At 48.6% G+C, this 21,956-nt stretch carries 24 protein-coding genes; 11 read left to right on the forward strand and 13 right to left on the reverse strand.

Translation table 11 applies throughout. The features are described from left to right. Positions 1-26: 26 nt before the first annotated feature. Positions 27-206 carry a hypothetical protein gene (locus tag C8E01_RS18410; RefSeq protein WP_116544937.1) on the reverse strand — a complete coding sequence of 60 codons (180 nt, stop codon included), beginning with the start codon at positions 204-206 and terminating at the stop codon, positions 27-29. A gap of 35 nt (positions 207-241) precedes the next feature. Beyond that, positions 242-992 (reverse strand): IS5 family transposase gene (locus C8E01_RS18415; protein WP_116544938.1). Its coding sequence is split into 2 segments (ribosomal slippage): positions 242-658 and positions 660-992, totalling 750 coding nucleotides; the frame shifts between segments, so codons are not numbered across the junction. A gap of 96 nt (positions 993-1,088) precedes the next feature. On the opposite strand from C8E01_RS18415, the gene C8E01_RS18420 reads away from it, so the two are divergent. The 4 genes from C8E01_RS18420 (at position 1,089) to C8E01_RS18435 (ending at position 3,772) form a co-directional block, all read left to right on the forward strand. Further along, a complete protein-coding gene (locus C8E01_RS18420) occupies positions 1,089-1,424 on the forward strand; it encodes a transposase (RefSeq protein ID WP_116544939.1) in 336 nt (111 codons plus the stop codon). Beyond that, a complete protein-coding gene (locus C8E01_RS18425; RefSeq protein ID WP_243409700.1) occupies positions 1,421-2,332 on the forward strand; it encodes an IS3 family transposase in 912 nt (303 codons plus the stop codon). Before C8E01_RS18420 ends, C8E01_RS18425 begins: the two co-directional genes overlap by 4 nt. 154 nt (positions 2,333-2,486) lie before the next feature. Further along, positions 2,487-2,864 carry a COG3415 family protein gene (locus C8E01_RS18430; protein ID WP_116544941.1) on the forward strand — a complete coding sequence of 126 codons (378 nt, stop codon included), beginning with the start codon at positions 2,487-2,489 and terminating at the stop codon, positions 2,862-2,864. Positions 2,865-2,866: 2 nt separating this feature from the next. Continuing rightward, positions 2,867-3,772: an IS3 family transposase gene (locus C8E01_RS18435; RefSeq protein WP_262509650.1), complete on the forward strand. Its 906-nt coding sequence runs from the start codon at positions 2,867-2,869 to the stop codon at positions 3,770-3,772. An 832-nt stretch (positions 3,773-4,604) separates the two neighbouring features. On the opposite strand, the gene C8E01_RS18440 is transcribed toward C8E01_RS18435, so the two are convergent. The 8 genes from C8E01_RS18440 to C8E01_RS18475 form a co-directional block, all read right to left on the reverse strand. Continuing rightward, positions 4,605-4,877, reverse strand: a complete 273-nt coding sequence (locus tag C8E01_RS18440) for a hypothetical protein (protein ID WP_116544943.1) — start codon at positions 4,875-4,877, stop codon at positions 4,605-4,607. A gap of 167 nt (positions 4,878-5,044) precedes the next feature. Beyond that, positions 5,045-5,800 carry a DUF2490 domain-containing protein gene (locus C8E01_RS18445; RefSeq protein WP_116544944.1) on the reverse strand — a complete coding sequence of 252 codons (756 nt, stop codon included), beginning with the start codon at positions 5,798-5,800 and terminating at the stop codon, positions 5,045-5,047. A gap of 253 nt (positions 5,801-6,053) precedes the next feature. After that, a complete protein-coding gene (locus C8E01_RS18450; protein WP_243409693.1) occupies positions 6,054-6,863 on the reverse strand; it encodes a carbonic anhydrase in 810 nt (269 codons plus the stop codon). Positions 6,864-7,184: 321 nt separating this feature from the next. Further along, positions 7,185-8,006: an IS982 family transposase gene (locus C8E01_RS18455; RefSeq protein ID WP_116544946.1), complete on the reverse strand. Its 822-nt coding sequence runs from the start codon at positions 8,004-8,006 to the stop codon at positions 7,185-7,187. A gap of 163 nt (positions 8,007-8,169) precedes the next feature. Further along, the gene (locus C8E01_RS18460) at positions 8,170-9,102 is read right to left on the reverse strand and encodes a TerC family protein (RefSeq protein WP_116544947.1); all 933 of its coding nucleotides are present in this window, start codon (positions 9,100-9,102) and stop codon (positions 8,170-8,172) included. A gap of 218 nt (positions 9,103-9,320) precedes the next feature. After that, positions 9,321-9,671 (reverse strand): YetF domain-containing protein, encoded by a 351-nt coding sequence (locus C8E01_RS18465; protein ID WP_133242790.1) that lies wholly within the window; start codon positions 9,669-9,671, stop codon positions 9,321-9,323. Between the two features lie 220 nt (positions 9,672-9,891). After that, positions 9,892-10,623: a transposase gene (locus tag C8E01_RS18470; RefSeq protein WP_116544949.1), complete on the reverse strand. Its 732-nt coding sequence runs from the start codon at positions 10,621-10,623 to the stop codon at positions 9,892-9,894. Next, positions 10,620-10,844 (reverse strand): hypothetical protein, encoded by a 225-nt coding sequence (locus C8E01_RS18475; protein ID WP_116544950.1) that lies wholly within the window; start codon positions 10,842-10,844, stop codon positions 10,620-10,622. Before C8E01_RS18475 ends, C8E01_RS18470 begins: the two co-directional genes overlap by 4 nt. Here C8E01_RS18475 and C8E01_RS18480 point away from each other — a divergent pair. The 4 genes from C8E01_RS18480 (at position 10,843) to C8E01_RS18495 (ending at position 15,183) form a co-directional block, all read left to right on the forward strand. Beyond that, positions 10,843-11,963 (forward strand): IS3 family transposase gene (locus tag C8E01_RS18480; RefSeq protein ID WP_394342113.1). Its coding sequence is split into 2 segments (ribosomal slippage): positions 10,843-11,095 and positions 11,095-11,963, totalling 1,122 coding nucleotides; the frame shifts between segments, so codons are not numbered across the junction. The genes C8E01_RS18475 and C8E01_RS18480 overlap by 2 nt on opposite strands. A gap of 905 nt (positions 11,964-12,868) precedes the next feature. Continuing rightward, the gene (locus C8E01_RS18485; RefSeq protein ID WP_116544952.1) at positions 12,869-13,501 is read left to right on the forward strand and encodes a DUF4099 domain-containing protein; all 633 of its coding nucleotides are present in this window, start codon (positions 12,869-12,871) and stop codon (positions 13,499-13,501) included. Positions 13,502-13,508: 7 nt separating this feature from the next. Further along, the gene (locus tag C8E01_RS18490) at positions 13,509-14,603 is read left to right on the forward strand and encodes a DUF3991 domain-containing protein (RefSeq protein ID WP_116544953.1); all 1,095 of its coding nucleotides are present in this window, start codon (positions 13,509-13,511) and stop codon (positions 14,601-14,603) included. Between the two features lie 136 nt (positions 14,604-14,739). Further along, positions 14,740-15,183, forward strand: a complete 444-nt coding sequence (locus tag C8E01_RS18495; protein WP_116544954.1) for a beta-barrel fold lipoprotein — start codon at positions 14,740-14,742, stop codon at positions 15,181-15,183. A 129-nt stretch (positions 15,184-15,312) separates the two neighbouring features. Here the strand turns inward: C8E01_RS18495 and chrA are convergent, their stop codons facing one another. The 3 genes from chrA to C8E01_RS18510 form a co-directional block, all read right to left on the reverse strand. Beyond that, positions 15,313-16,524, reverse strand: a complete 1,212-nt coding sequence (chrA, locus tag C8E01_RS18500) for a chromate efflux transporter (protein ID WP_116545007.1) — start codon at positions 16,522-16,524, stop codon at positions 15,313-15,315. Between the two features lie 140 nt (positions 16,525-16,664). Continuing rightward, positions 16,665-17,528 carry a chromate resistance protein ChrB domain-containing protein gene (locus C8E01_RS18505; protein WP_116544955.1) on the reverse strand — a complete coding sequence of 288 codons (864 nt, stop codon included), beginning with the start codon at positions 17,526-17,528 and terminating at the stop codon, positions 16,665-16,667. A gap of 157 nt (positions 17,529-17,685) precedes the next feature. Beyond that, a complete protein-coding gene (locus C8E01_RS18510; RefSeq protein WP_207774915.1) occupies positions 17,686-18,252 on the reverse strand; it encodes a hypothetical protein in 567 nt (188 codons plus the stop codon). Between the two features lie 398 nt (positions 18,253-18,650). Between C8E01_RS18510 and C8E01_RS18515 the strand changes: the two genes are divergently transcribed. From C8E01_RS18515 to C8E01_RS18525, 3 genes are read left to right on the forward strand one after another with little or no spacing between them, the layout of a single operon-like run. Then, positions 18,651-19,667, forward strand: coding sequence for an extracellular solute-binding protein (locus C8E01_RS18515; protein WP_116544956.1), 1,017 nt, complete (start codon positions 18,651-18,653; stop codon positions 19,665-19,667). 16 nt (positions 19,668-19,683) lie between these two features. After that, positions 19,684-21,243, forward strand: a complete 1,560-nt coding sequence (locus C8E01_RS18520) for an ABC transporter permease (protein WP_116544957.1) — start codon at positions 19,684-19,686, stop codon at positions 21,241-21,243. Then, the gene (locus C8E01_RS18525; protein ID WP_116544958.1) at positions 21,230-21,946 is read left to right on the forward strand and encodes an ABC transporter ATP-binding protein; all 717 of its coding nucleotides are present in this window, start codon (positions 21,230-21,232) and stop codon (positions 21,944-21,946) included. Before C8E01_RS18520 ends, C8E01_RS18525 begins: the two co-directional genes overlap by 14 nt. Positions 21,947-21,956: the final 10 nt, after the last annotated feature.

The raw sequence follows: 21,956 nt of genomic DNA on the forward strand, positions 1-21,956 counted from the left end.
AAGGGCATACAGGCTGCTTGTTAGGCTTATAAATTGAGTGTTTTTATGCCTAAGAATCTTCGAACATCAGTAGGCTGCATAGACGCGACTAATTCCAATTTTATTTTGCTTCCTAAGCTTTCATCTAGCGCATGCCTAAAGATTATTTCTGCCTCGATGCCAAGTTCGTTTTGAATACTTTCTGTAATAGCCGTTAACTCTTCCATCTCTAATTCAGCTGTTGTCTAGGTCGTGTTGACAATTAGAGCAGCAGTATCATAGTTGCAGCCAGGTGCAGGAAAGCCAGAAAACTGGAGGCTGTTTTGTCGTAGCGTGTGGCGATGCGGCGGTAGTGCTTTACTCTGTTAAAGAAGCGCTCTATCTTGTTTCTGTCCTTGTAGAGGTTCCCGTCGATGGGGCGTGGCTGCCTGGCGCTAGATCGTGAGGGAACGACCGCTTCTGCCTTCAGGTCGGCAATGACCTTGGCGAAGGCATGGCTGTCGTAGCCCTTGTCGGCCACCACGGCTCCCGGCGTGTCATCACCCAGCAGGGCTACGGCCTGCCGGTGGTCTGACTGCTGGCCGGCGGAGAGAATGAAGCGGCGGGGGTTGCCCAAGGCATCGCAGCAGGCATGTATCTTGGTTGAGAAACCGCCACGGCTACGGCCCAGCGACTCCGCCTCTGCCGTTGTTTTTTTGCCCTGCCGCGTGCTGGTGGGCTCTGACGGTAGTCGAGTCGAGCATTAGCCAGTCCAGGTCCGGCTCCTGCAGCTGCTCGAAGACCTGCTGCCAGACGCCCTTGCGGGCCCAGCGACGGAAGCGCTGGTAGGCCGAGTTCCAGGGGCCGTAGCGCTCGGGCAGGTCCCGCCAGGGGGCGCCGCTGCGGGCAATCCAGAGCACGGCGTTGAGGAAGAGGCGGTTGTCCCTGGGCGTGCATCCCACATCACCGGGCTTGCCCGGGAGCAGAGGGGAAAGGCGCTGCCAGTCATGGTCGCTGATTTCGTAACGTCGCATAAGCTTTTTAGTACTTAAACAACAGGAAAACGAAATCATTCAATAATTGTCAACACGACCTAGTCCTGATATAGGTTGACAAAAAAGTCAACGAAAATGAAGGACAAAGCATTAAGAGAACGTATTGTAGCTGAGTATCTCACCTCCGGGCAGAGCTACCGGGAAGTGGCCGACAGATGTGGTGTTGATTACCGTAGCCTCCACCGTTGGGTTAAGGAGTACCAAGGGCGCATGAAAAAACCACACAAAATCAGAAGGGCCAGACTGCTGCGGGAACTGCCTACAGACAGGCTACCAACCGATGTCGAGACCCTGCAATCGGAGCTGCGCAAAGCCAGGCTCTACAACCAGGCCCTTCAGGAGGCCATCCTCATAGCCGAGGAGGAGCTCGGAGCCCCCATCCTAAAAAAGTCTGGTACCAAGCAATCCTGAGAGTAGAGCAAAGAACGCCCTTCCAAGCAGTTGGAGTGCTTTGCCGCTTGTTTGGTTACAGTAGACAGGCGTACTACCAGCATCTCAAAGCCCGGCAGCGGCAAGCGCTGCAAGAGGACTTGCTGGTGCAAGAGGTGCTGCGAATCCGGCGCACGCAGAAGCGGCTGGGAGCGCGCAAGCTGCTGGTGATGATGTCCCCTTTTATGGCTGCCCATGACATTGAAATAGGCCGCGACGCCTTTTTTGAGCTGCTGAGGGGACTCGATCTGCTGGTCAGGAGGCGAAGGCGCTCCAGGCCCCAGACCACTTTCTCTGGGCACTGGCTGCACAAGTACGAGAACCTTGCCGTAGGTTTTGTGCCCAAGGCGGCCGGGCAGCTGTGGGTGAGCGACATCACCTACATCCACCTGGAGGAGGGCTTTGCCTACCTGAGCCTGGTGACCGATGCCTACAGCCGCAAGATCGTCGGTTTTTACCTAAGTCAGGACCTTGCCGCCGAGGGCTGCATCCGGGCTCTGGAGATGGCCCTGGCCAGCTGCCCCATGCAGGGCTACCTCATCCATCACTCCGACAGGGGTATTCAGTACTGCAGCCAAGGATATGTCAGGCTGCTGCAGGAGCGGCGCATTGCCATCTCCATGACCCAGAGTGGCGACCCGCTGGAGAATGCGCTGGCCGAGCGGGTGAACGGTGTCCTCAAGCAGGAACTCCTGGAGACGCTGTACGCAGGCTTTCCGGCGGCCCAGCTGGCCGTGGCCACGGCAGTGAGCGTCTACAACCATCAGCGCCCGCACTCGAGCGTGGACATGCTCACACCAGTGGAGGCGCACGGCAGAACCGGCGAGCTGAAGAGGCACTGGAAAAACTATTATGCCACCAAGAAGGGAAAGGAGGTACCCCTGCAATAAAGTGCAACTTCTAAAGGAGCATGGCAAGAAGAAATGTCGCTGCCAGAACACCTTGCCTGTGGTGGCGGTATAAGGGTGTAAAGGGTTGGCAGGATTAAGCACCAGCTGGTCTTCTCCTGAAATAGGTTGACAGTTTTTCAAACAAACTATCCCTATGGAAGACCACATTCGAGAACTACTTAACCGCTATCAGTATAGCGAGGAAGTCAAAGAGACCACTGCCTTTCGCGTACTTTTTGGAGGCGAAGATGCCAAGCAAATTATGCAGGAACTTGGCATCCACAGTGTCAAAACTATTCATCATTGGGTGGCTGACTATCAGCAAAAAATTGAGCAAGGGCTTATATCTTTACCTCCCATGAATGAGAAGCAAAAGCAAAACCTGGAAGCCCTGAATCAGCGAAACAAGCAGCTGGAGAAAGCACTGGAGGAGGCTAACCTCATGATCCTGGCCCTGCACACGATGATTGAGGTGGCTGAAAAGGACCTCAAGATCTCGATACGAAAAAAGTCTGGTACCAAACGGTCCTGACCCTGCAGCATAAGGGAGGAGCAAAGGTAAGTGTCGGTTGCCTTTGCCGACTGTTTGGTAAAAGCCGTCAAGCATTCCATCAGAAAAGGACGCACCTGGATCAGCGTGCTGCCCAGGCCATGCTGGCATTGGACCTGGTTACTGCCATCAGAAGGGAGATTCCCGGCTTGGGGACCAAGAAGCTGTATCTTCTGCTGCGGGAGCCCCTGCAGAAAAGCGGCATCACCATGGGCAGGGACAGGCTACATGAGCTGCTCCGGGAACACCGCCTGCTCATCCGCCATAAAAGGTCTGTGCCCAAGACCACCCATTCTAATCATCTTCTGAGAAAGTACCCTAACCTGATCAAGCAGCTCCCTGTCCTGGAGACAGAGCAAGTCTGGGTGTGTGACATGACCTACATCTATGTGGGCTTCGACTTTAACTACCTGTCTCTGATTACTGATGCATATTCCAAGAAGATTATAGGCTACTGCCTGCATCAGTTCTTAAGCACGGAAGGCTGCCTGAAAGCTTTAGAAATGGCGCTTGCCACACGCAGCAAACAAGGTAGCAGGCTTATTCACCATTCTGACCGTGGCGTGCAGTACTGCAGCTTTGAATATGTAAAGAAGCTAAAGGCAGCAGACATTGCCATCAGCATGACAGATAGCGGTGAGGCGTATGAGAATCAGATTGCCGAACGGGTGAATGGTATACTCAAGCATGAGTTCAGGCTCAACCAGGTGTTCAAAACACACATGGAGGCTCTATTGGCTGTAGAAAAGGGTATCCGAAATTACAACACGCTTCGCCCACATATGAGCTGTAGTTACTTAACCCCCTCACAGGCTCATCAGGTGGAAGAGCCTCTGGTGAAGCATTGGAAAAGCAAGTCACCGGTCAGTGGAGCTGATGTTCTAAGCTAAAAAGCTGTGGATTTATGGATAACTCTTGCAGAGTTACCCACAAGTCCACAGCTGCGATAATAGTAGTTACCGGATAAAAAAGGGTCAAGCTAATTTAGTCCTTAACTAGATATTAAAAGAGCAAATCAATACATTTGACAAGCTATAGCCGTATTAATTCTTCAAATTTATCATCAACTCAAAATCGTCAACTTTTTCCAGGACGGGACCAACTGTCAACTTTTTTCAGGACGAGTCAGCTCTATTTAATCTGTTTGATCGGTCTCGTTTTCCCGTTTCACAATTCATAACTTAAAATTGTTTATGAGATGAGTTTTAAGTAGGAGAGTAGGGTGGTAGACTACTGATAATAATAGCTATACCGATGAAGCTTGATTAGTGAAGTGCAAAAGAAGATTATAGAGAACTTGAGAAGAAAAGCTAAACTAATAGCGATAAAAATCTTTTTTATTACTCTGAAATGAAAACCCCCTTATTTGTTGAAATAAGGGGGTTTTAAGCTTTACTGTGTAGACCAAAGGGTCCAATTATTGAACTTTATCCATATGGATCTTATAATTCTAGAAGAATGTTTGAACTTCTAAAATTAGAACCTTTAAGGTAATTACTTCTTATTTGTTGCTCTGAACTGCTCGGGAGTAACACCGCTATGTTTTTTGAAAAAACGAAAGAATAAGCGCTGTCAAATAGCCGAGCTCTGCAGCGATCTGAAAGCTAGTAAGGTCAGAATGAATTAATAACCTTTGTGATTCCAGTAGTGTCCGTTGTTACATAATCTCTTTTGGTGTCTTGCTCAAATAATTTCTGCAGATGGCATTTAAGTGCTTTGTAGTTACATGCAAACGTTCAGCATAAAAGGCTTAGCTGATGTACCTTGTAATGCATATAAGGGAGCCGCTCCAGGTTTTGCAGAAGGGTTTGTTTCTTTTCCCTGATAGCCTGCTCTCCCTTCAATCGGCCGGAAGATACGGGTCAACACGACTAGGAGTATATCCAGGTACCTGCTGAGCATAACTTCTCGCATCAGCATTGGCTGCTTGTGCTCGTGCTTTAGTTTATGCAAAATGGGGATGAGCACACTTTCTTCTTCCTTTATGATGTGCATAAACGGAGTGTAAAGCAAAGCATTAAGGATAGGATAATCAAGACGCAATCTGTTTGAATTTTGCCTAGTCTAATACTCTTGTGCGAAAAACATGACATAGCTTTCGGCATCTGCGACAGTTTACAGCTGTGTAGTCTGGATAATTTAAAACCAACCCCCGGATACAGCTATTCTTGGGCAGCGAAGTTCAGGTTATGGAAAATGCTTACCTGCAGTGTGTGATTGCTCTCGAATACAACTCCGTTTGCTTTCTGTATGAACTGGTTCAGGTATCCGAGTTCGAAGGAGGTGGTATTACTCAGTTTATACCCTAAGGCTATATAAGCCCTGTTCTGGTCAAAAATATTGTGTTTCACGTGCTTTCCAAAGCCAACGAAAACTTCGTCGTAAACAGCCAGAAAAGGCTCTTTTACTTCAAGGGTATTTCCGGCCAGGGGCAGTAGAGCTTTTACCATATAGCGGGCACGGTTCAGAAAAGTATAGTCTTCCGCGCCAGGTTGTTTTACCCAACGTTGTTCCAGGCGGTAACGATGGTTTAGCCCCAACCGGCCAAGAGAACCCTTTACCTGTAGTTGTTGATAAATGCGCTGTTCCGGGAATTTATCTGCTGCCGGATAATCGCCGTAGGGGTGCGTTTCTATGTACCCATACCCCAGTGTAAACATAGCGGCAGGAGTAAGGTCATAATTAATACCGGTGCGGAGGAGCAGCTGCTGCGGGTCTTTAATTATATGGTTCCGCCGGAGTTGAGCCTCAGTATGAATACCCCACTTATCTGTAAACCTATGATCTCCGAAGTACATGTACCAGCCATTTGCATTCTGGTCATAAACACGGTCGCTCTGTGCATAAGACGTATTTGAAAACAGCACCTGCACCAGTAGCATTAATACCGGCAGTAAAGTATAATATGTACGCTTCATATCATTATCAAAGATGAACTACAACTTTGCCTAAGCATTTTGTAAGCTATGCTCTTAAATCATCCTCTATCCTTACTTGCAACACTCTCCCTACTTCATTCTTTTATGATGAAATAAAGCGCAGGAGACTGTGAGGAAAATTAAAGTGAATGACCAGAAAGAACCTATGACAAATCTCAGCAAGACAATATTGTACAGACAAACTATAACTTAAAGAAATGCCCCACCTGACTTATCAGGTGGGGCATTGTTCTTATAGTCCTGTTATGTCTCTTTTTGAATAAGATGTTTTGGGCAGGTCGGTCAATGTTTCGTCCAGAAACTCTACTTTACCTGTAGCCAGGTTGTACACTGCTCCAACAATCAGAATATCTCCTTCTGCGTAAGCACGGCTGAGTACTGATTCGAGTTGACGGAGTTCTTCTACCTGGTTAATAACATTTTGCCGGACAGCATTATCTATTGTTTCGCCCTGTTTCTTTTTTGCTTCCAGTGCTGCCGGTTTAATGGCATTGATCAGGGTTACGATATGGCCTGGTGGGTTTTCCGGGCGCTTAACAGCAGCCGCAACAGCACCGCAACCAGTATGCCCGAGCACCACAACCAATTTAGTACCTAACATCAGGTAAGCATACTCAATAGTGCCATACGAGGCTTCTGCCATTACCTGGCCTGCCGTACGCGCCACAAATAAGTCTCCGAAACCCTGGTCGAACAAGATCTCGCTCGATACCCGTGAGTCGGAGCAACCTACGATAGTGGCAAAAGGAGATTGCCCCTCGGACAGGCGCTTGATCAGGGCTGGGTCCTGACGGGGATGTATGCTGCGGCTTTGCTGGAAGCGCGTGTTACCGCCTCTGAGTTTCTGCAAGGCAAAATACGGGTTGGCAAATGCAGAATCGCGGTTAACAATGTAGTTGTCTTTTCGCCACTGCGGCGATGTCATGTTTTGCTCTATAGTAGTTCTGTTATCCTGGGTTGATGCATTTGTTTTGCGTTGGGCGCAGGCCTGCTGCGTCGTAAGCAAAAGAAAGGAGCACCCGAGAAGTAGTAAGTTTTTCATGTGTATTAAGTTTGTTCAAAGTAAAATGGTCTTTTAATAAACGGTGATTTTACGGAGAGGGTTCGGGTATACCATTTTCCCTCTTCGATCTTACATGGGTAAACTGACTTTAATATTCGCTCAAACGCTTACTATGTGGTAATTATTTAGCAGCAGTTATTACTGACAAATTTTAAGAGTGAGTGAAAGCTAAGGCCTAAAAAGCTTCTTGGGGTTATCTGTAGCTTAGGGAAATTCGGGAGGCTTGGGAGTTTTAGTTTAGAAAGGTAATGACACGCCGGGTTAGGTAGAACACGTTAACTATATAACCCAAGTTGCGAGCTAGTCGATGACTTGAGCTAGGGTGTAGGCGAAGATAAAGAGGATGAGCTTGAGGATGAACCCTTCGGCTGTGACGGCATGGATTTTCTTGGGGAATAAGCCGGTGATGCCAGAGAAGGTGGTTTCGATGCGCTTGCGGTAGTAATCCTTGAGAAAGGCCATGTAGGGTTCATCCTTTCGCTTGCTGTTAGCCTTGCGGCAGCAGCGCAGCTCGATCTGCTCGCATTCTCTGAGCAGGTCCTCCACCTCATAGCAGGTGTAGGCGGCGTCAGCGTAAAGCCGGCTGTTTGGAGGCAGGTCTACTTCCATGGCCTTGAAGGCGGTGATGTCGACAAAGGAGCCGGCATGGATGTAGAACTGCACCGGTACCCCAGACGAGGTGGTGATGACCTGGACGCGGAAGCCGTAGAAGTAGCGCCGCTTGCTGACGCACTTGCCCCGATAGGCCTGGCCTTGGAGCAGGTGGCAGAAAGGGATGCGGATGTTGTCGCACACGGCCACCGGGAAAGAGTCGATCAGGTAAGCTGAGGAAGTGTTGAGCTCCTTCAGGCTCTGGCCCAGGGCTGAGAAAAGGGCCTGCAGCTGGGGCTGCAGGCTGTGCAGGCGGCGGGTAAAGCCGGATTTGTCGATGCGTCTGACCCCGTGATGGGCTTGCATGTAGGAGTAGGCCGAGCACAGGTTGCCGTGGAAGTAGCGGGCGGCCAGGAGAGCCGTGGTGAGCAGCTCGGCATCATTTATTTTGCAATGCGCGTCATCTTTTCTGCCAACGGCATGGAAGAAATCATCGATAAAGCAGTAAATTGTAATGGTCTGTTCTGTCATGGCTGTTACGGTTTAAGTCTGCAAACTTTAAAACGTACCTCAGCCACTGGCAGAACAGATTTTTTTGTTTTACACCGCGTGCACTATTACGCAACTTGAGTTATATAATAAAAAAGCCTGACCCATTTCAGAATCAGGCTTCTCTTTAGATAGGTTGCTAATTCTAATATCTCCCCAATTTATTAACCTTCCTGGTTTTAATAAAGGAAAGCACAACGCTGAAAGTCAGAACCAAGGCGATAAAAAGCAGCGATATGAACGTGGGGATTTTGTAGAGATCGACCATAACCATCTTGATGCCCACAAACACAAGGATGATGGCTAGCCCATAAGAAAGGTACACAAAACGGTCCACCACGTGGGCAAGGGCAAAGTACAGCGAGCGCAGGCCCAGGATGGCAAAGACATTCGAGGTATAGACAATGAACTGGTCCTGCGTGATGGCAAGTATGGCTGGGATGCTGTCCACCGCAAAGATCAGGTCAGTCGTCTCGATCAGGATCAGCACCAGGAACAAAGGGGTCGCATAGCGTTTGCCGTCCACGTTCACGAAGAACTTATCCCCGTGCAACTGGTGGGTGACCGGCATGACCCTTCGGAAAAACTTTATGACCGGGTTGTTCTCAGGATCTATCGCCGCCCCCTTCTGGATAAACATCTTGTACCCGGTGTAGATCAGGAAAGCGCCGAAAATGTAGACACTCCAATGGAACTTCTCGATCAGGGCAACGCCAGCGAAAATAAAGATGATCCTCATGACCAGCGCCCCGAGGATGCCCCAGAACAGGATCTTGTGCTGGTAGATGGCAGGTATCTGAAAGTAACCAAAAACAAGCACAAACACAAATATGTTGTCTATACTCAGCGACTTCTCGATAAGGTAACCAGTTAGGAATTCTACTGCTTTCGCTTCACCAAACCAGTAATAAACAAGGCCGTTGAAGATTAACGCAAGGCTGATCCAGACGGCAGACCAGGTAAGGGCTTCCTTCACGGATACTACATGGGCCTTCCGGTTGAAGACGCCCAAATCGAGTGCGAGCATGAGCAGCACAAAAACGTTGAATCCAATCCAGAACGATGCGGTTACTTCCATGTATGTTTATCTATTTAGGAACAAAGTTAAATTATTGTGCGATATTCTCTACTTATAAAGCTTTATTATAGTTATTTATCACACGGCTGGGGGAGAATATAATTGGGCTTCTATTATACACCCATATGTAACATCTTCGCTGCTATTTATTTTCAAAAAACATCATACTTTGCAAAGCACTATCAATTTTTAGAAGCAAAAAGCGGCATGTTGAAGTTTTAATTCTCCTCCCTTTTCATGATGATACTTATCATGATGATACTTATATTGCCGCTGCGCTCCAGGAAAGCCAATTGAATATCTTCTAAGTCGCCTTCGTTACCAGATGTACGCATGGCTTCCCGTAGGTCGTCTTCTGTGATGCTTTGTTCTTTGATTGCCTCAGGATTCAGTTTCCCATTATCTACTAACTTAACGTGCTCGTCTTTAAAAGAACCACCAAAGCCGAAGTCGGAGTGGAAAGAGATAACTGCCATTAGTTTGTGCAACAGCACCAAGGTAGCTCTAATGTCATATGCCGTGTTAGCGGCTGCCTTTCCTCCATCTAGAAGTGCTTTAGACTCTACCACAAAGGTGGCCAATACGTCTTTGAAGTGGTTATTCTTTCGGGGTTATATAACTTATCAATCACAAAGGGATGGAGAAGTTGATGACCAGTATGGTAATTTTTTTACTGTTTACTGTAAGCGTGTTTACGGATGGAAGATCCACTGCGCAGGCCAAAAGGCTTACCCGCAGGGGAGAGTCATCAGAGCGAACAGATAGTGTCTAGTCATAATGTACGTTGTCTCAAAAAAGCCCGTGGCTGTTGCACAACTCTTGCTCGCCCCTGATCTTACTTCCATTTTGACGCTCAAAGCACTTCCTCAGCTTCCCAGTTGGGAGGAGATTGTAAAATGCATCAAAAAAGCGCTGAACAAAAGCCGCCGCTCCTCTTTCAGCGCCGTGGCCATGCCTTACAGCTTTTGCTGGTTTGAACTTCATGTATTTCCTGAGGTTGAAGGCGACAGCAGCCAGGAGCATGACCTTGTGTGCACCCGATTTGCCCAACACACTGATTCTGCGCAGGCCGTAGTGCTGCACCAGACTCCCGAAGACCGGCTCCACGGTGCCCTGTCGAAGCCTTCTCATCTGCTTGCCGCGCCTGCTGTTCTGCCGGGCGTATGCCCGCCGGTACTGCTCGTCATAGGCGGTGTGGGTGATCTTCCTGCACCTTGACCTGGGGGCGCAGGTGGGTTTGGCCAGGCACTGCCTGCAATCGCTGGGAGCCGCCCAGTAGTTTCTCAGCAGCCTGCCGTCCGCAGTGCAGTCAAAGCCTTTAAATGAAAGCGGGTTGCCCATAGGGCAAGTGTACCGGTCAGCCTGCTTGTCATAGGGGAACCCCGCTATCTCCGGCTTATACTTTCCGAACACGGGAATCCACCCTGTGATGCCCTGCTGCTCAAGCATGTAATAGTTGGAGCCGTTGGAGTAGCCGGCATCGGCCAGCAGCTCCTGCATCAGCAGCATGTTTGTCTTCAACCTGCTTTGACCTGCGTGACAAGGGAAGGCAGGTGCTGGCTGTCCCGGCCGTCGGCAAAGTCGGCCCGGGTGTGGGAGATGACACCTGTGGCCGTGTCCACTGCCATGCTGCAGTGGTAGTTGAGTTTTCTGGCCTTGCCTGACCTCCCCCCGGAAAATCGGGCCGCTGTAAAGTAGAGAAAACGGGCAATAATCGTATAGAACCAAAAGCGAGTTGCCATGAAAAAATCAAAGTTTACCGAGGCGCAGATCATCTTCGCCCTCAAGCAGTCCGAGACAGGCGTGAAAGTGGAAGAGGTATGCCGCAAGATGGGCATCTCGGAGGCCACTTTCTACAACTGGAAGAAAAAATACGGTGGTTTAGGAGTGTCGGAATTGAGAAAACTGCGGCAACTGGAGGAGGAGAACCGGCAGTTGAAGCAGTTGGTGGCGGATCTGAGCCTGGACAAACAGATGCTGCAGGACGTGCTGCGAAAAAAGCTTTGAAGCCAGCCCAACTGAAAGGGCTGGCTTCAGGTTTGACGGATGATTACCGCGTTTCCATCACCAGGGCTTGTAAGGTGGTACGGTTTCACCGCTCCGGTTGGTACTACCGCTCCAAAGCCAGGGACAGCTCTGTAATCAGGAAGCGGATGCAGGAGATAGCCCAAGTGAGGATTCGCTACGGCTTCTGGCGTATCTTTATCCTGCTCCGGCGGGAGGGTTGGAAAGACAACCATATGCGCGTACATCGCCTCTACAAGGAGGAGGGACTGAATCTGAGGAGCAAGCGCCCGAGAAGAAACAAGGCTGCCGCCCACCGGCTGGAGCGCCCGGAACTCTCCACTAGCCACGAGTGCTGGAGCATGGATTTTGTGGCTGACCAGCTCTTCGACGGCAGAAAATTACGCTGTTTAACGATAGTGGATAATTATAGCCGCCAGTGCCCCGGCATCCAGGTGGGACAATCTTTGAAAGGAGAAGACGTGGTGGCCGCGCTAGAAAAGATAAAACAGGAATACAATGTAGTTCCCAAGCGTATACAGGTGGACAACGGAAGTGAGTTTATCTCCAAGGCCTTGGATAAATGGGCTTATGAAAATAAAGTGACTTTAGACTTCTCCAGGCCCGGCAAACCCACGGATAACGCCTTCATTGAGTCCTTCAACGGTAGCTTCCGAGATGAGTGCCTGAACGTGAACTGGTTCCTTTCCCTGGAGGATGCCCAGGAGAGGATAGAGACGTGGCGGCAGGAGTATAACTGCTTCCGGCCCCACAGTTCACTGGGTGACAAGACACCGGAAGAGTGGGTAAAAGAGAATATAGTAAAACCCGTATTCTCTAATTTAGCGCTGTCCTAAAAATGGGGGGAGGTCAACCTTTTTTAGTTTTACAATATTCCCAAGCATATTCTATTACAGTATCTCTAACTGGGTCTTATCCAAGATTATCCTTATTTCTCTCAAAGGTAGTTTACAGGTGCGCCAAAGTATGTCGCAGGGGAATAGAACTTATGACTAAAATCGGACTTTACTAGCCGAACACGAAACATTGGTCTGAACATTGTCATCCGGATGGTAAATTCATATACTCTTTTGTTCTGGCTATACTGTCTGCGAAAGGTGTGATTCTAGAAAAATCTATTTTTACAGTTGAATCGGTTTGTTATGTTGAAGATCTATAGAACAATTTCATAGATAACAAAGCGGGCTACTTCCAGCCATGATTCGCGTTCTTGCTTAGATAACTCCTCCCAAGAGGGCAATGGATGGTCTTGTGTATCTTTGGAATTGTTTGCCCTAGTGTAAGCTTGGTACAACTGAGGTGCTAGTTCTTCTTTTGTCATTTTTAGTCTATCACTGTGTGAGTGTTATATATATTCCTTAATTGAGCAAGCTTCTTATTGAGCCGGTCTTATCATCAAGTAAGTTATCTATTGCACCGACTACCTCTGTGGCGGATGCTTATAGATTTTATTCTGAAGCCTCATCTTTTAAGGGATCAATACCCTGTAGGCGGAATATGTTTCTCTTTAAGCTACTTACTGCATAGTTACTGATTATACCTTTATATTATCTAAGATATACAATATTTAATATATATACGGCTAAGGTTGAGACATGGAAATTTTTTTAATTATATTATGTATAATTATAACTACTTAATATAAATTATGTATAATAATGTTTGAGATAAACAAATTTTATATACTTATTATTTTTTTTAACGTAGATTTAACCAATCGTATCTATGATTTGATTAAACTATGAACTTTGATATAAAGGACCTGCCTTATGGCCAATTCGAGCGTTTGGGGATGAACAAGAAAGATGTGCTCTCCATGAAGTCTGACGATTTGGTCAGCCTGCTGACGGGCAGGCGCACGAGCCTGCATACCTTTACCATCAAGGACGCCGGTCTGGAACCCCTTACCGTGGATGCAAAATTGAGCCTGAAGATGAATCCAGACAACACCCTTTCACTGCTGATTCATCCCATACGGAGGGAGATACAGAACGAGATTGGCGCCAGTAAGCAGGAGTTGGAGAAACTGCAAAACGGGGAGCTGCTGGTAAAGCCGTTTATATCGCTTAATGGGGAGAAAGAGCTGTATATTTTCCAGCTGGATAAGGAGACTAACGAGATTCTAAGGGTGAGGGTACGGGATATCCAAGTGCCTAGCGCTATCAGGGATATCGTGTTGAGTACTGATCAGAAAGAGCACCTGCGGCAAGGCGGCACCCTGGAGCTTTATTCCAAAGCAAAGGATCAGCTGATCTCGGCCCGCCTGGATCTGAATGAACCTAAAGGACTAAAGATAGTGGAGGGACAGGCCTCCCTAAAAGAAAACCACACCTTGGCAGTGAAGGAAACCCCTGTTGTGTCTATCAAACGTTAACTTGCCTATGACCTTTCAGGAATACAGAGAGCAGGTATCGATTATTCAGGTCGCCGAGTCGCTCGGCTATGTATTTGACCCCTTGAAGGGCAGAAAGAGCCCTGAGTTCAAGCACCCTGACGGAGACAGAATCATTATAAACAACCCAGGCGACAGCTCCCGGCAGATGTACTTCAACCGTGATGGAAGCAACGACAAGGGATCTGTGATAGATTTTGTGGCCAACCGGCTGCACCGCTTCCAGGACAGCTTTCGCAATGAGATTGACGGTATCAATAAGGTACTATCTAGGTATGCCTATGCCTCTCAACCCAAAGCTCCAATCTATAATGTTACGGAAGCAAAGCCCTTTGACAAAAGTAGGTTTATCGAATCCGAGGCCTCTGTATTTAAGCTGCATTACCTGATCAAGGAACGAGGTCTCTCTAGCGAGACGGTGCAGCTGTTCCTGCCTTACATTAGGCTGGTGCGGGACGCAGAGAAGGATAATGCCTATACCAATATCGCTTTCCCACTGCAAAGGCCAACTAGTAGCGAAACGATAGGCTACGACCTGCGCAATTATGGCTTTAAGGGCGTGGCAGCGGGCAGCGACCGCAAGCACGGTGTCTGGGTAGCCGACTTTGCGCAGAATCCGGTTCTTACACGCCATGTCTACTTTGCGGAGAACCCTATAGATGCCATGAGCTTCTATCAGCTGGAGAAGGATAAGCGGGACTTCAGCAACTCCGTGTTCGTCTCGTTTGGCGGGGGAATGTCGAGAATGCAGGTGGAGCTTTCCCTGAAGGCTTGGCCGCATGCCCAAAAGCATACCATTTTCGATAACGATTACCAGGGAAAGATCTATGATATCTATCTGGCCACGGCGATAGCAGGTAAGCCTTACACCTTTACAAAGAATGCCGACAGTATTACCTTCAACTTGGATGAGAAAAAGTTTGATATTCCCGTAGACAAGCTGAGCCTTTTTGCCTTTGAGAAGAACTCCGGTATTCGTTCCGGACTTCAGGTGCATAAGCCCCTTGGCCATAAAGACTATAACGACATCATACATCCCAAAAACGACCAGGAGAACCGTATCCCTATGAAAGTGAAGCTATGATCTAGAATCTAGTATAGTAGTCAAAGACTTTAGAAGAGGAAATGCAGTTTCTGTGTCTCGTTTGGCTGTTCCGGTTAATTACGTTTCCGTAGATAATATTTTTTCACCTAACTATAAACCCTTTAATTCTTAGGCTATGAAAAAGCTGTCTTTCTTCTCCCTTCTGTTGTGCATAATTCTACTTTTTACTGGTTGTGACAAAGACAGTGATGACCCGGTGCTGCCCGATACAGCTACCTATCGGGTCGATTACAGCCAGTCTGGGGATTATGAGAAATTCATTAAGATTATTACTATTGGAGGTGGCGATTTCAAAGTTAGGGGCACTACCGAAGCTATGCCGCCCGTATTATTTGATGGGAACCTTTCGGGGGCGTCCTATTCCTATGAGGCGGATAATGTAAGGGAACTCACCATACACGCTGCCAATGAATTTAGTGCTGTGGAGGATGGTCCTGCTTCCATGCAGATGCGCTTTGTTATTTACAAGAACGGCAAGCAGATTGATGTGAAGTCCTTCAATTACAATGAGGCTTCAGGAGAAAAGAACGAGTACTTGCATTACAAAGCAAGTGAATGAGTAGGGGCTTGAGGATTTATTTTGTTAATAATCTACAGGAGCAAAACAAGCATATGCTTTGCATAAGGAGCATATGCTTGTTTTGCTCTCATGGTGGTTAAGAAGCCTGAAGTATCCTGTCATGGTCGTTTATACAATCGTGTGCCAAAGCATACCTATCAGTCCAGCACCCAGAATTACAAACACCACTGTGAATTTTGATTTGATCCGGTACAGCATAAGCAGGGATACAGCGAACACGAATAGGGTAAACCAATCTGTAATGGTTGTTCTGAAAAGCTGAATCGCCGTCATCGCTATCAACCCTACCACCCCAGCAGTTACCCCGTCCAGGAAGCTGTGCAGCGCCTTGTTCTCGATTACCTTTTCCATCAAGCCATGTCCCAGGAGGGTAAAGGAGAAAGCGGGGAGAAAGATGGCGAACGTCATAATCACTGTCCCAAGCCACCCCGCCCCAAAGTACCCCACAAAGGTAGAGAAGATGATAAGTGGCGCGGGAAGTACACCGGAAAGCGCAATGCCATCAATAAACTGTCGGTTCGTTAGCCAGCCATAGTTGATGACCGCGTCCTGCTGAATAAACGGAATAACGGTATACGCGCCGCCAAAGGTCAGCAGGCCCGCCTTCAATCCTGCCCAAAAGACAGCAAGGGGCGAATAGCTACTTGTAGATGAGCCCGTTTCAGGTACGGGTGCGGCAGTCTGTAGCTGCAGCACTTCAGGGTTGAACAGCAGGACACTGGCAATGGCAAGCGCTGCCCCGCAAAGGGCGACATAGGCTCTTTGCCCCTTCATCCAGAAGACATAGGCCAGCCCTGCCAGGGGGAGAACAATAAAGAAACCCACTCCGCAGAAGTAGGCAATGAAAGCGGCTGCAGCCACCGCAATCAATTTCACGTTTGTAAGCGAGTGTTTCCCTATCCGGTGAACGGCTGCAAAGATAAGGGCGATAACCGCGGCTTGGAAACCTATAAAAACAGCCTTAAGTATTGGAGAGTCAATCCCGATGCTGACGTAAAGCCACGTGAGCAGCAGCATGAGGACAAAGCCGGGAAGCATAAAGGCAAGCCCTGCGAGAAACCCGCCAAGCCTGCCTCCTGCGACCATCCCGAAATAGACGCACAATTCGTGTGCCTCTGGCCCAGGCAGCACTTGGTAAACGGCAAGAATTCTGTTGAACCGTTCCTTAGACACCCACTCTTCCTCTTCCACCAATTCCCGCTTTATCATGGCTATCTGTGCCACCGGGCCGCCCCAGGCAAGAAACCCGAACTTTAGGAAGCGTAGGAAAATCTGTATTTTCGTCTGACGAATAACAGTCGTGCCTGGAGATTCTTTCATATGCATAAAATAAGTATGTAAAAAGCTTCTTTAAAGCTTAGCTTAGAGACAGGTGTGGCAATTCGCTCATGTCTATCCGTCTGTCGCTTACTTACTTAGTGCAATGATAGGGAGCTAAACCGATTATTAATAGAACAGCTTTAACCTTTTGCAATTTCTTTACCTTTTATGATCCCTTTTCTGAAATTAGAGGGTTTCACACCGGTTTGGCTTTTGAACATCCTGGAAAAGTGGCTTTGGTCAGAGAAGCCGACCAGGTAAGCGATCTCGGATAGGGAATGACTTGTATGATAGAGCAGATGAATGGCCTTTTCAATACGAAGCTTCCGGATGTACTCCCCAAACGTGAGGCTGTCGAAGTACTTGGGGAACTGGCGGGACAGATAAGCCGGGTGCAGATCCAGTTCCTCTGATATCTTAGTCAGGTTGGGGACCAGGTTCCTGTCTATCTGGTCCTGGATGATTTTTTTTAAAGGAAGGCCCCAGTCTGGCATTTTCCTGTGGGTTTCCTCTTCCTGGGCAAGGTGCTGATGGAGCACCCGCTGCAACAGGCTCTCTGTCGGGTTCTGGGTATGCTTCTCATTTTGCAGGTACTTAGCCCAGCTGTAGAGGGCATCGTAGATAAGCATGCCCCTTTCAAGCAGCTCATAGTCATCCCTGAAGTTAAAGGCAAGGCCGGCGGATATAGCCCATAGGCCGGCGGATTGGCTGCTGATGCTGTGGTTGTCTGTGTCTGCCCCGCGTACGGCCAGGGCCATGGTATGCAAGGCGGCGTCTTTGAGGTTATACTTCTCGATAAAATAGTCGAAGGTGCAGCGGTCTTCGTAGTGGCTGAACTCGACATCGGGTACGTCAAAGGGAATAGCCTGCAGCGCCTTAGCCTGCGCTATCACCTCTTTGGCTGGCACGTATATGATTTCGGCCTTCGCGTCGATAAACCTCTTGATTAACCAGGGGCAGGCCAGGCGGTCAATCTTGGGGCGCTCTCGGGTAATCCACTTCATAAGGTAAATTAATTGTACAGTCTTGAACTGTCTTGTTGGATCCAGCTTTAGGGTTTGATGTCTCTAACTCAACAATCCGGACAGTGGCTTAAAAAAGAACTAATGGCCAGTAGTATTATTTTAATGCAGAATTACCCCCTTGCATGCCAGGTCATACTCAAAAAGCTATTCCCAATTGAAGCCCTACCGTTATAGCGGTAGGGTGTTTGTTTCCAAATCGTACCGGTACGGGAAGTGCTGCAAAGTAGCTACTGTTTTTGTTTCTGATAATGGCCCTGCTTAGAACGGGTGTGAAGCCATATCGGCCGGAGGTCTCGAAAGCTGCACGGCCAGCAAAGGTAAAGCCATTACCTAATGCTACTAATATACCAGGATGAAACAAAAAATTACTCATTCTGCTCGTTCTGTTCTCGACCCTTATGAAAGGAACTGCCTCAAAGGTGAACCCTACTCTGGCACTTTTCCAGATATTGATACCAGTAGGCATACCAACTACATAGTGGTCATTGAAATTCGTAGTAGTGCCTTCTTTGCTGAAAGTCACTAGTGGATGGATTATTCCCACGTATCCGGCTACTTTGGGATAGGTTACGGGCGGTACCTGTGCCAGGCTATGGGCTTGCCCGAAGAAAAAGGCAAGAAATACAGTAAGGAGTATGCAAGCAATGCTTTTAGTAAATCCTGCATTGGAAGTTCTCTTTACAGTAGCGTGTAAGTGAAGCATGGAATCTAATGGTTTGTTTCAAACTGCAATGATAGGAAGGGATTAACAAACAAAATAGAACCCAGTTAACCTTTTGTATTAAATTAACATTTTACACTTTAAAAGCTTTTTGCTGTAAAAATCGTAACATAACAAATAGCATTAGCAGGTAAGACAAGATAAGATTTTAGTATACTCTCCTTTTTATAACCCATCCGACCACAGAAAAAGCCAGGTAAAAGGTAAAGCATGTCCTAAAGGTTAAAATCCTTCTATTATGTCTAATGCAGAATACCTAACCTTGCAAGGTTACCAAGGCAAAGGGAGGTACTGATGACCTCCGTGGCGGGGCAGATTCCGATTCATCTTTTACGTATTCAGACTGACCCCTCCGGATAAATGAAAAACAACAGAAAACTATGAAGGAAAAGCTATACAAAATCCTTGCGCTGCTCTTGGTTACTCTTAGCACGGGTTGCGGCGGGGGCAACGAAGGGGAGGTTGTGGTGTATACTTCCGTGGATCAGGTGTTCGCCGAGCCAATCCTGCATGATTTTGAGAGGGAGACCGGTATCAAAGTAAAGGCTGTATTTGACACCGAGGAAACAAAATCCACCGGGGTGCTCAACAGGTTGATCGCAGAGGCCAATAATCCCCAATGCGACCTTTTCTGGAGCGGGGACCCGGTCCGAGCCAATGTCCTGAAGCAAAAAGGCATCAGCCAGCCCTTCTCTCCGGAGGCCGCCCAGACCATTCCCGGTCACTTTATTGATGAGGAGAAACACTGGACAGGCTTTTCCTCCCGGGCCAGAGTCCTTATCTACAACAAAGACCTCCTTCCTGCCAATCAGGTGCCCACTTCCATCTTCGACCTGACCAAAGAGGAGTATCGGGGAAAAGTGACAGTTGCCAATCCCCTTTTTGGCACCACCTCTTTTCACATGGCGGCCATTTTCGCTGCGCTAGGGGATGAGCAGGCAAAGAAGTGGCTCGATGACCTGAAGGCAAACAACGTGGTGATAGCCACCAGCAACGGAGATGTAAAGAAGCGGGTTGCCAATGGGGAGGTATGGCTCGGTCTTACCGACACGGATGATGCCAACGAGGCCATGAAGGAAGGGGCACCCATAGGTGTCGTGTTTTTAGGGCAGCAAGACATTGGCACCTTGATTATCCCTAACACCCTTTCCTTAATAAAGGGCTCTCCCAACCCTGAGGAGGCCCAAAGGCTGGCAAACTATCTGATGAGTGAGGAGACACAGTTAAAACTGGCACACTCGAGTGCCCAGATGCCGCTGAGCAAAGGGGTAGAAGTGCCGGAGGGCGTGTTCTCCCTTGATAAGGTAAAGCCGATGCGGGTGGATTATGACAAGTCGTCCAAAAAGCTGGAGGAAATTCAGCCTTACCTGAAAGAATGGGTGGAAACAAACATGTAAGTAAGCATTTGAGCAGATGAGCAGAATTTACCTCTGGGCTTTATCATTCCTGTTTGTGGCAATAGCGTTATTGCCCATCCTTTACCTGGTGTCACATTCTCTGGGAATCGGAAGTGAAATAGAGCTGGGGGCATACACTGCCTTGCTGAGAGGCCGGACGGTTCGGCTTTTGCTCCACACTGTTGGCATAGGGGCAGCCGTGGCGATCAGCGCGACCTTTTTAGGGTTGGTGCTGGGGTTTATCATCAGCAAGAACAACCTGCGGCATGGGCAGCTGCTCACCATCCTGCTGTTGGTCCCGCTGTTCCTGCCCCCCTACATCTTTGCTGTGGCCTGGGTTGACTTTTTTGTGGTGCTGGGCATGAGCCCCAGTGTTATTTATAGCCCGGCTGGAGCCATTTTCGTTCTTACCATCATCTACACACCCATTGCCATGCTCCTGCTTTCTAACTCTCTCCAGAATATAAATGCCAGCCTGGAGGAGGCGGCCATGATCATGGTACCCTATAGAGAGGCCTTCTTCCGCATCATTCTGCCCTTGGTTAAGCCTGCTCTCCTATCTTCCGGCCTGCTTATCTTTATCTTAGCCATATCCGAGTTTTCTGTTCCTGCTTTTCTGTCGGTACAGGTGATGACGACGGAGATATTTACACAATTCTCGGCTTTCTATGATTTCGACTCGGCCATCATCCTGTCAGGCTCCCTAATTTTTCTTTGCACTATCGGGTTGCTGGCAGAGTCAAGCTATTTGACAGACAAGCCTTTCCTGACGATAGGAAGCCGAAACGGACGGTCCGGGTATACCGCCTCCGATAAGGATAAAAAGAAATGGCTGGCTGTCGCAGGGGGCTACCTCTTTTGCTCAACACTGGTCCCTATCGCTTTACTGGCCGTGCAGGCGCTCTCTCCTGGGTTGCAGCACCTGGCACAGGCTTTCGACTACCTGAAGGCAGAGATGTGGCAAACGTTTTTATACGCCTGTTGGGGTGCTTTGCTCCTCGTCCTGTTTGGTTTTGGATTTTCCTACCTGAAAGGAAGAAAGACCGCCCGGGCTGTGGATTTTATGTTAATCCTCTCTTTCGCTTTGCCTTCTGTGGTAACAGGAATAGCTCTGATCAGATACTATAACACGCCTGCCCTCAACTTCATCTACACCAGCCCGCTCATCATCATCATCGCTTACCTGATGCGGTACCTGTTCGTGGCGGAGAAAATCCTGCATAACCGGCTGATGCAGATTCCGGCCAGCCTGGAGCAGGCGGCCCTGGTGAGCGGCGCCACAAAGTGGGGGGCGCTCTGGCAGATAACGGTACCCCTTGTGGCCGACGCCTTATTCGGAGCCTTTGTCATAAGCTTTATCTTCTGTATGGGTGAACTGGGAACAGCCATCATGGTCTATCCGCCGGGCACTTCGCTGCTTCCCATCAAGATCTTCACCATCATGGCGAACGCCCCGCAAAGCCTGACAAGCGCCATGTGCCTGGTGGCGCTGCTGTTCACCGGGAGCGTAACAGGGGGCCTGTTTGCCCTCTGGTACATTAAGAGAAGAGTAACTGCACGCTATGGCAGAAGTTGAGCTGAGGAATGTTTCTAAATCTTACGGGAAGAAACAGGTACTCCAGGATATTACGGTAGAGGTTAAGAAAGGCGACCTTGCCTGCCTTTTAGGCAGTTCTGGTTCCGGGAAGACCACTATCTTAAAATTGCTGGCCGGGTTTGAGGCACCGGACAGCGGGGAGATAAGCATCGGTGGTGAGGTAGTGAGCGGCAACGGGAAAGTGACTGTCGCACCTCATAAGAGGGGAATCGGCTACATCTTCCAGGACCTGGCGCTGTGGCCGCACATGACGGCATTCGAGAACATAGCTTTCGGGCTAAAGGCCAGGAAGGAGCCAGATTATAGAATAAAAGTCCAGGAGACGGCAGAATGGCTTGGCGTGAAAGACTCGCTGGACAAGTACCCCTCCCAGTTATCAGGCGGCCAGCAACAATTAGTCGCTATTGGGCGAAGCCTAGTGCTCCAGCCCAGAGTCCTGCTGATGGATGAGCCGCTGGCCAACCTGGATGTGAAGCTGAAGAAAGTGGTGCGAGAAAAGATAATTGAGCTAAAGGAAGCGCTGGGGATTACCATTATCTACGTGTCCCATGACCACCGGGAGGCTTTTTCCCTGGCCTCCCAACTGATCATCCTCAACGGGGCCAGCGTGGAAGCAATAGGCACCCCGGAAGAGATACGGCAATCGGACAGTGCGTTCATTAAATACTTTATAGAGCTGTGATTTTAATTTA

Source organism: Pontibacter virosus, assembly GCF_003096355.1.
Lineage (GTDB): Bacteria > Bacteroidota > Bacteroidia > Cytophagales > Hymenobacteraceae > Pontibacter > Pontibacter virosus.

Excerpts from the sequence above, each read along its gene's own strand:
- C8E01_RS18475 (WP_116544950.1), bottom strand. The coding sequence starts at position 10,844 with ATGGCAACTCGCTTTTGGTTCTATACGATTATTGCCCGTTTTCTCTAC.
- C8E01_RS18420 (WP_116544939.1), top strand. The coding sequence starts at position 1,089 with ATGAAGGACAAAGCATTAAGAGAACGTATTGTAGCTGAGTATCTCACC.
- C8E01_RS18510 (WP_207774915.1), bottom strand. The coding sequence starts at position 18,252 with ATGCTTCACTTACACGCTACTGTAAAGAGAACTTCCAATGCAGGATTT.
- chrA (WP_116545007.1), bottom strand. The coding sequence starts at position 16,524 with ATGAAAGAATCTCCAGGCACGACTGTTATTCGTCAGACGAAAATACAG.
- C8E01_RS18520 (WP_116544957.1), top strand. The coding sequence starts at position 19,684 with ATGAGCAGAATTTACCTCTGGGCTTTATCATTCCTGTTTGTGGCAATA.
- C8E01_RS18455 (WP_116544946.1), bottom strand. The coding sequence starts at position 8,006 with ATGACAGAACAGACCATTACAATTTACTGCTTTATCGATGATTTCTTC.
- C8E01_RS18515 (WP_116544956.1), top strand. The coding sequence starts at position 18,651 with ATGAAGGAAAAGCTATACAAAATCCTTGCGCTGCTCTTGGTTACTCTT.
- C8E01_RS18410 (WP_116544937.1), bottom strand. The coding sequence starts at position 206 with ATGGAAGAGTTAACGGCTATTACAGAAAGTATTCAAAACGAACTTGGC.
- C8E01_RS18445 (WP_116544944.1), bottom strand. The coding sequence starts at position 5,800 with ATGAAGCGTACATATTATACTTTACTGCCGGTATTAATGCTACTGGTG.
- C8E01_RS18495 (WP_116544954.1), top strand. The coding sequence starts at position 14,740 with ATGAAAAAGCTGTCTTTCTTCTCCCTTCTGTTGTGCATAATTCTACTT.
- C8E01_RS18450 (WP_243409693.1), bottom strand. The coding sequence starts at position 6,863 with ATGAAAAACTTACTACTTCTCGGGTGCTCCTTTCTTTTGCTTACGACG.
- C8E01_RS18505 (WP_116544955.1), bottom strand. The coding sequence starts at position 17,528 with ATGAAGTGGATTACCCGAGAGCGCCCCAAGATTGACCGCCTGGCCTGC.
- C8E01_RS18490 (WP_116544953.1), top strand. The coding sequence starts at position 13,509 with ATGACCTTTCAGGAATACAGAGAGCAGGTATCGATTATTCAGGTCGCC.
- C8E01_RS18430 (WP_116544941.1), top strand. The coding sequence starts at position 2,487 with ATGGAAGACCACATTCGAGAACTACTTAACCGCTATCAGTATAGCGAG.
- C8E01_RS18485 (WP_116544952.1), top strand. The coding sequence starts at position 12,869 with ATGAACTTTGATATAAAGGACCTGCCTTATGGCCAATTCGAGCGTTTG.
- C8E01_RS18525 (WP_116544958.1), top strand. The coding sequence starts at position 21,230 with ATGGCAGAAGTTGAGCTGAGGAATGTTTCTAAATCTTACGGGAAGAAA.
- C8E01_RS18460 (WP_116544947.1), bottom strand. The coding sequence starts at position 9,102 with ATGGAAGTAACCGCATCGTTCTGGATTGGATTCAACGTTTTTGTGCTG.
- C8E01_RS18440 (WP_116544943.1), bottom strand. The coding sequence starts at position 4,877 with ATGCACATCATAAAGGAAGAAGAAAGTGTGCTCATCCCCATTTTGCAT.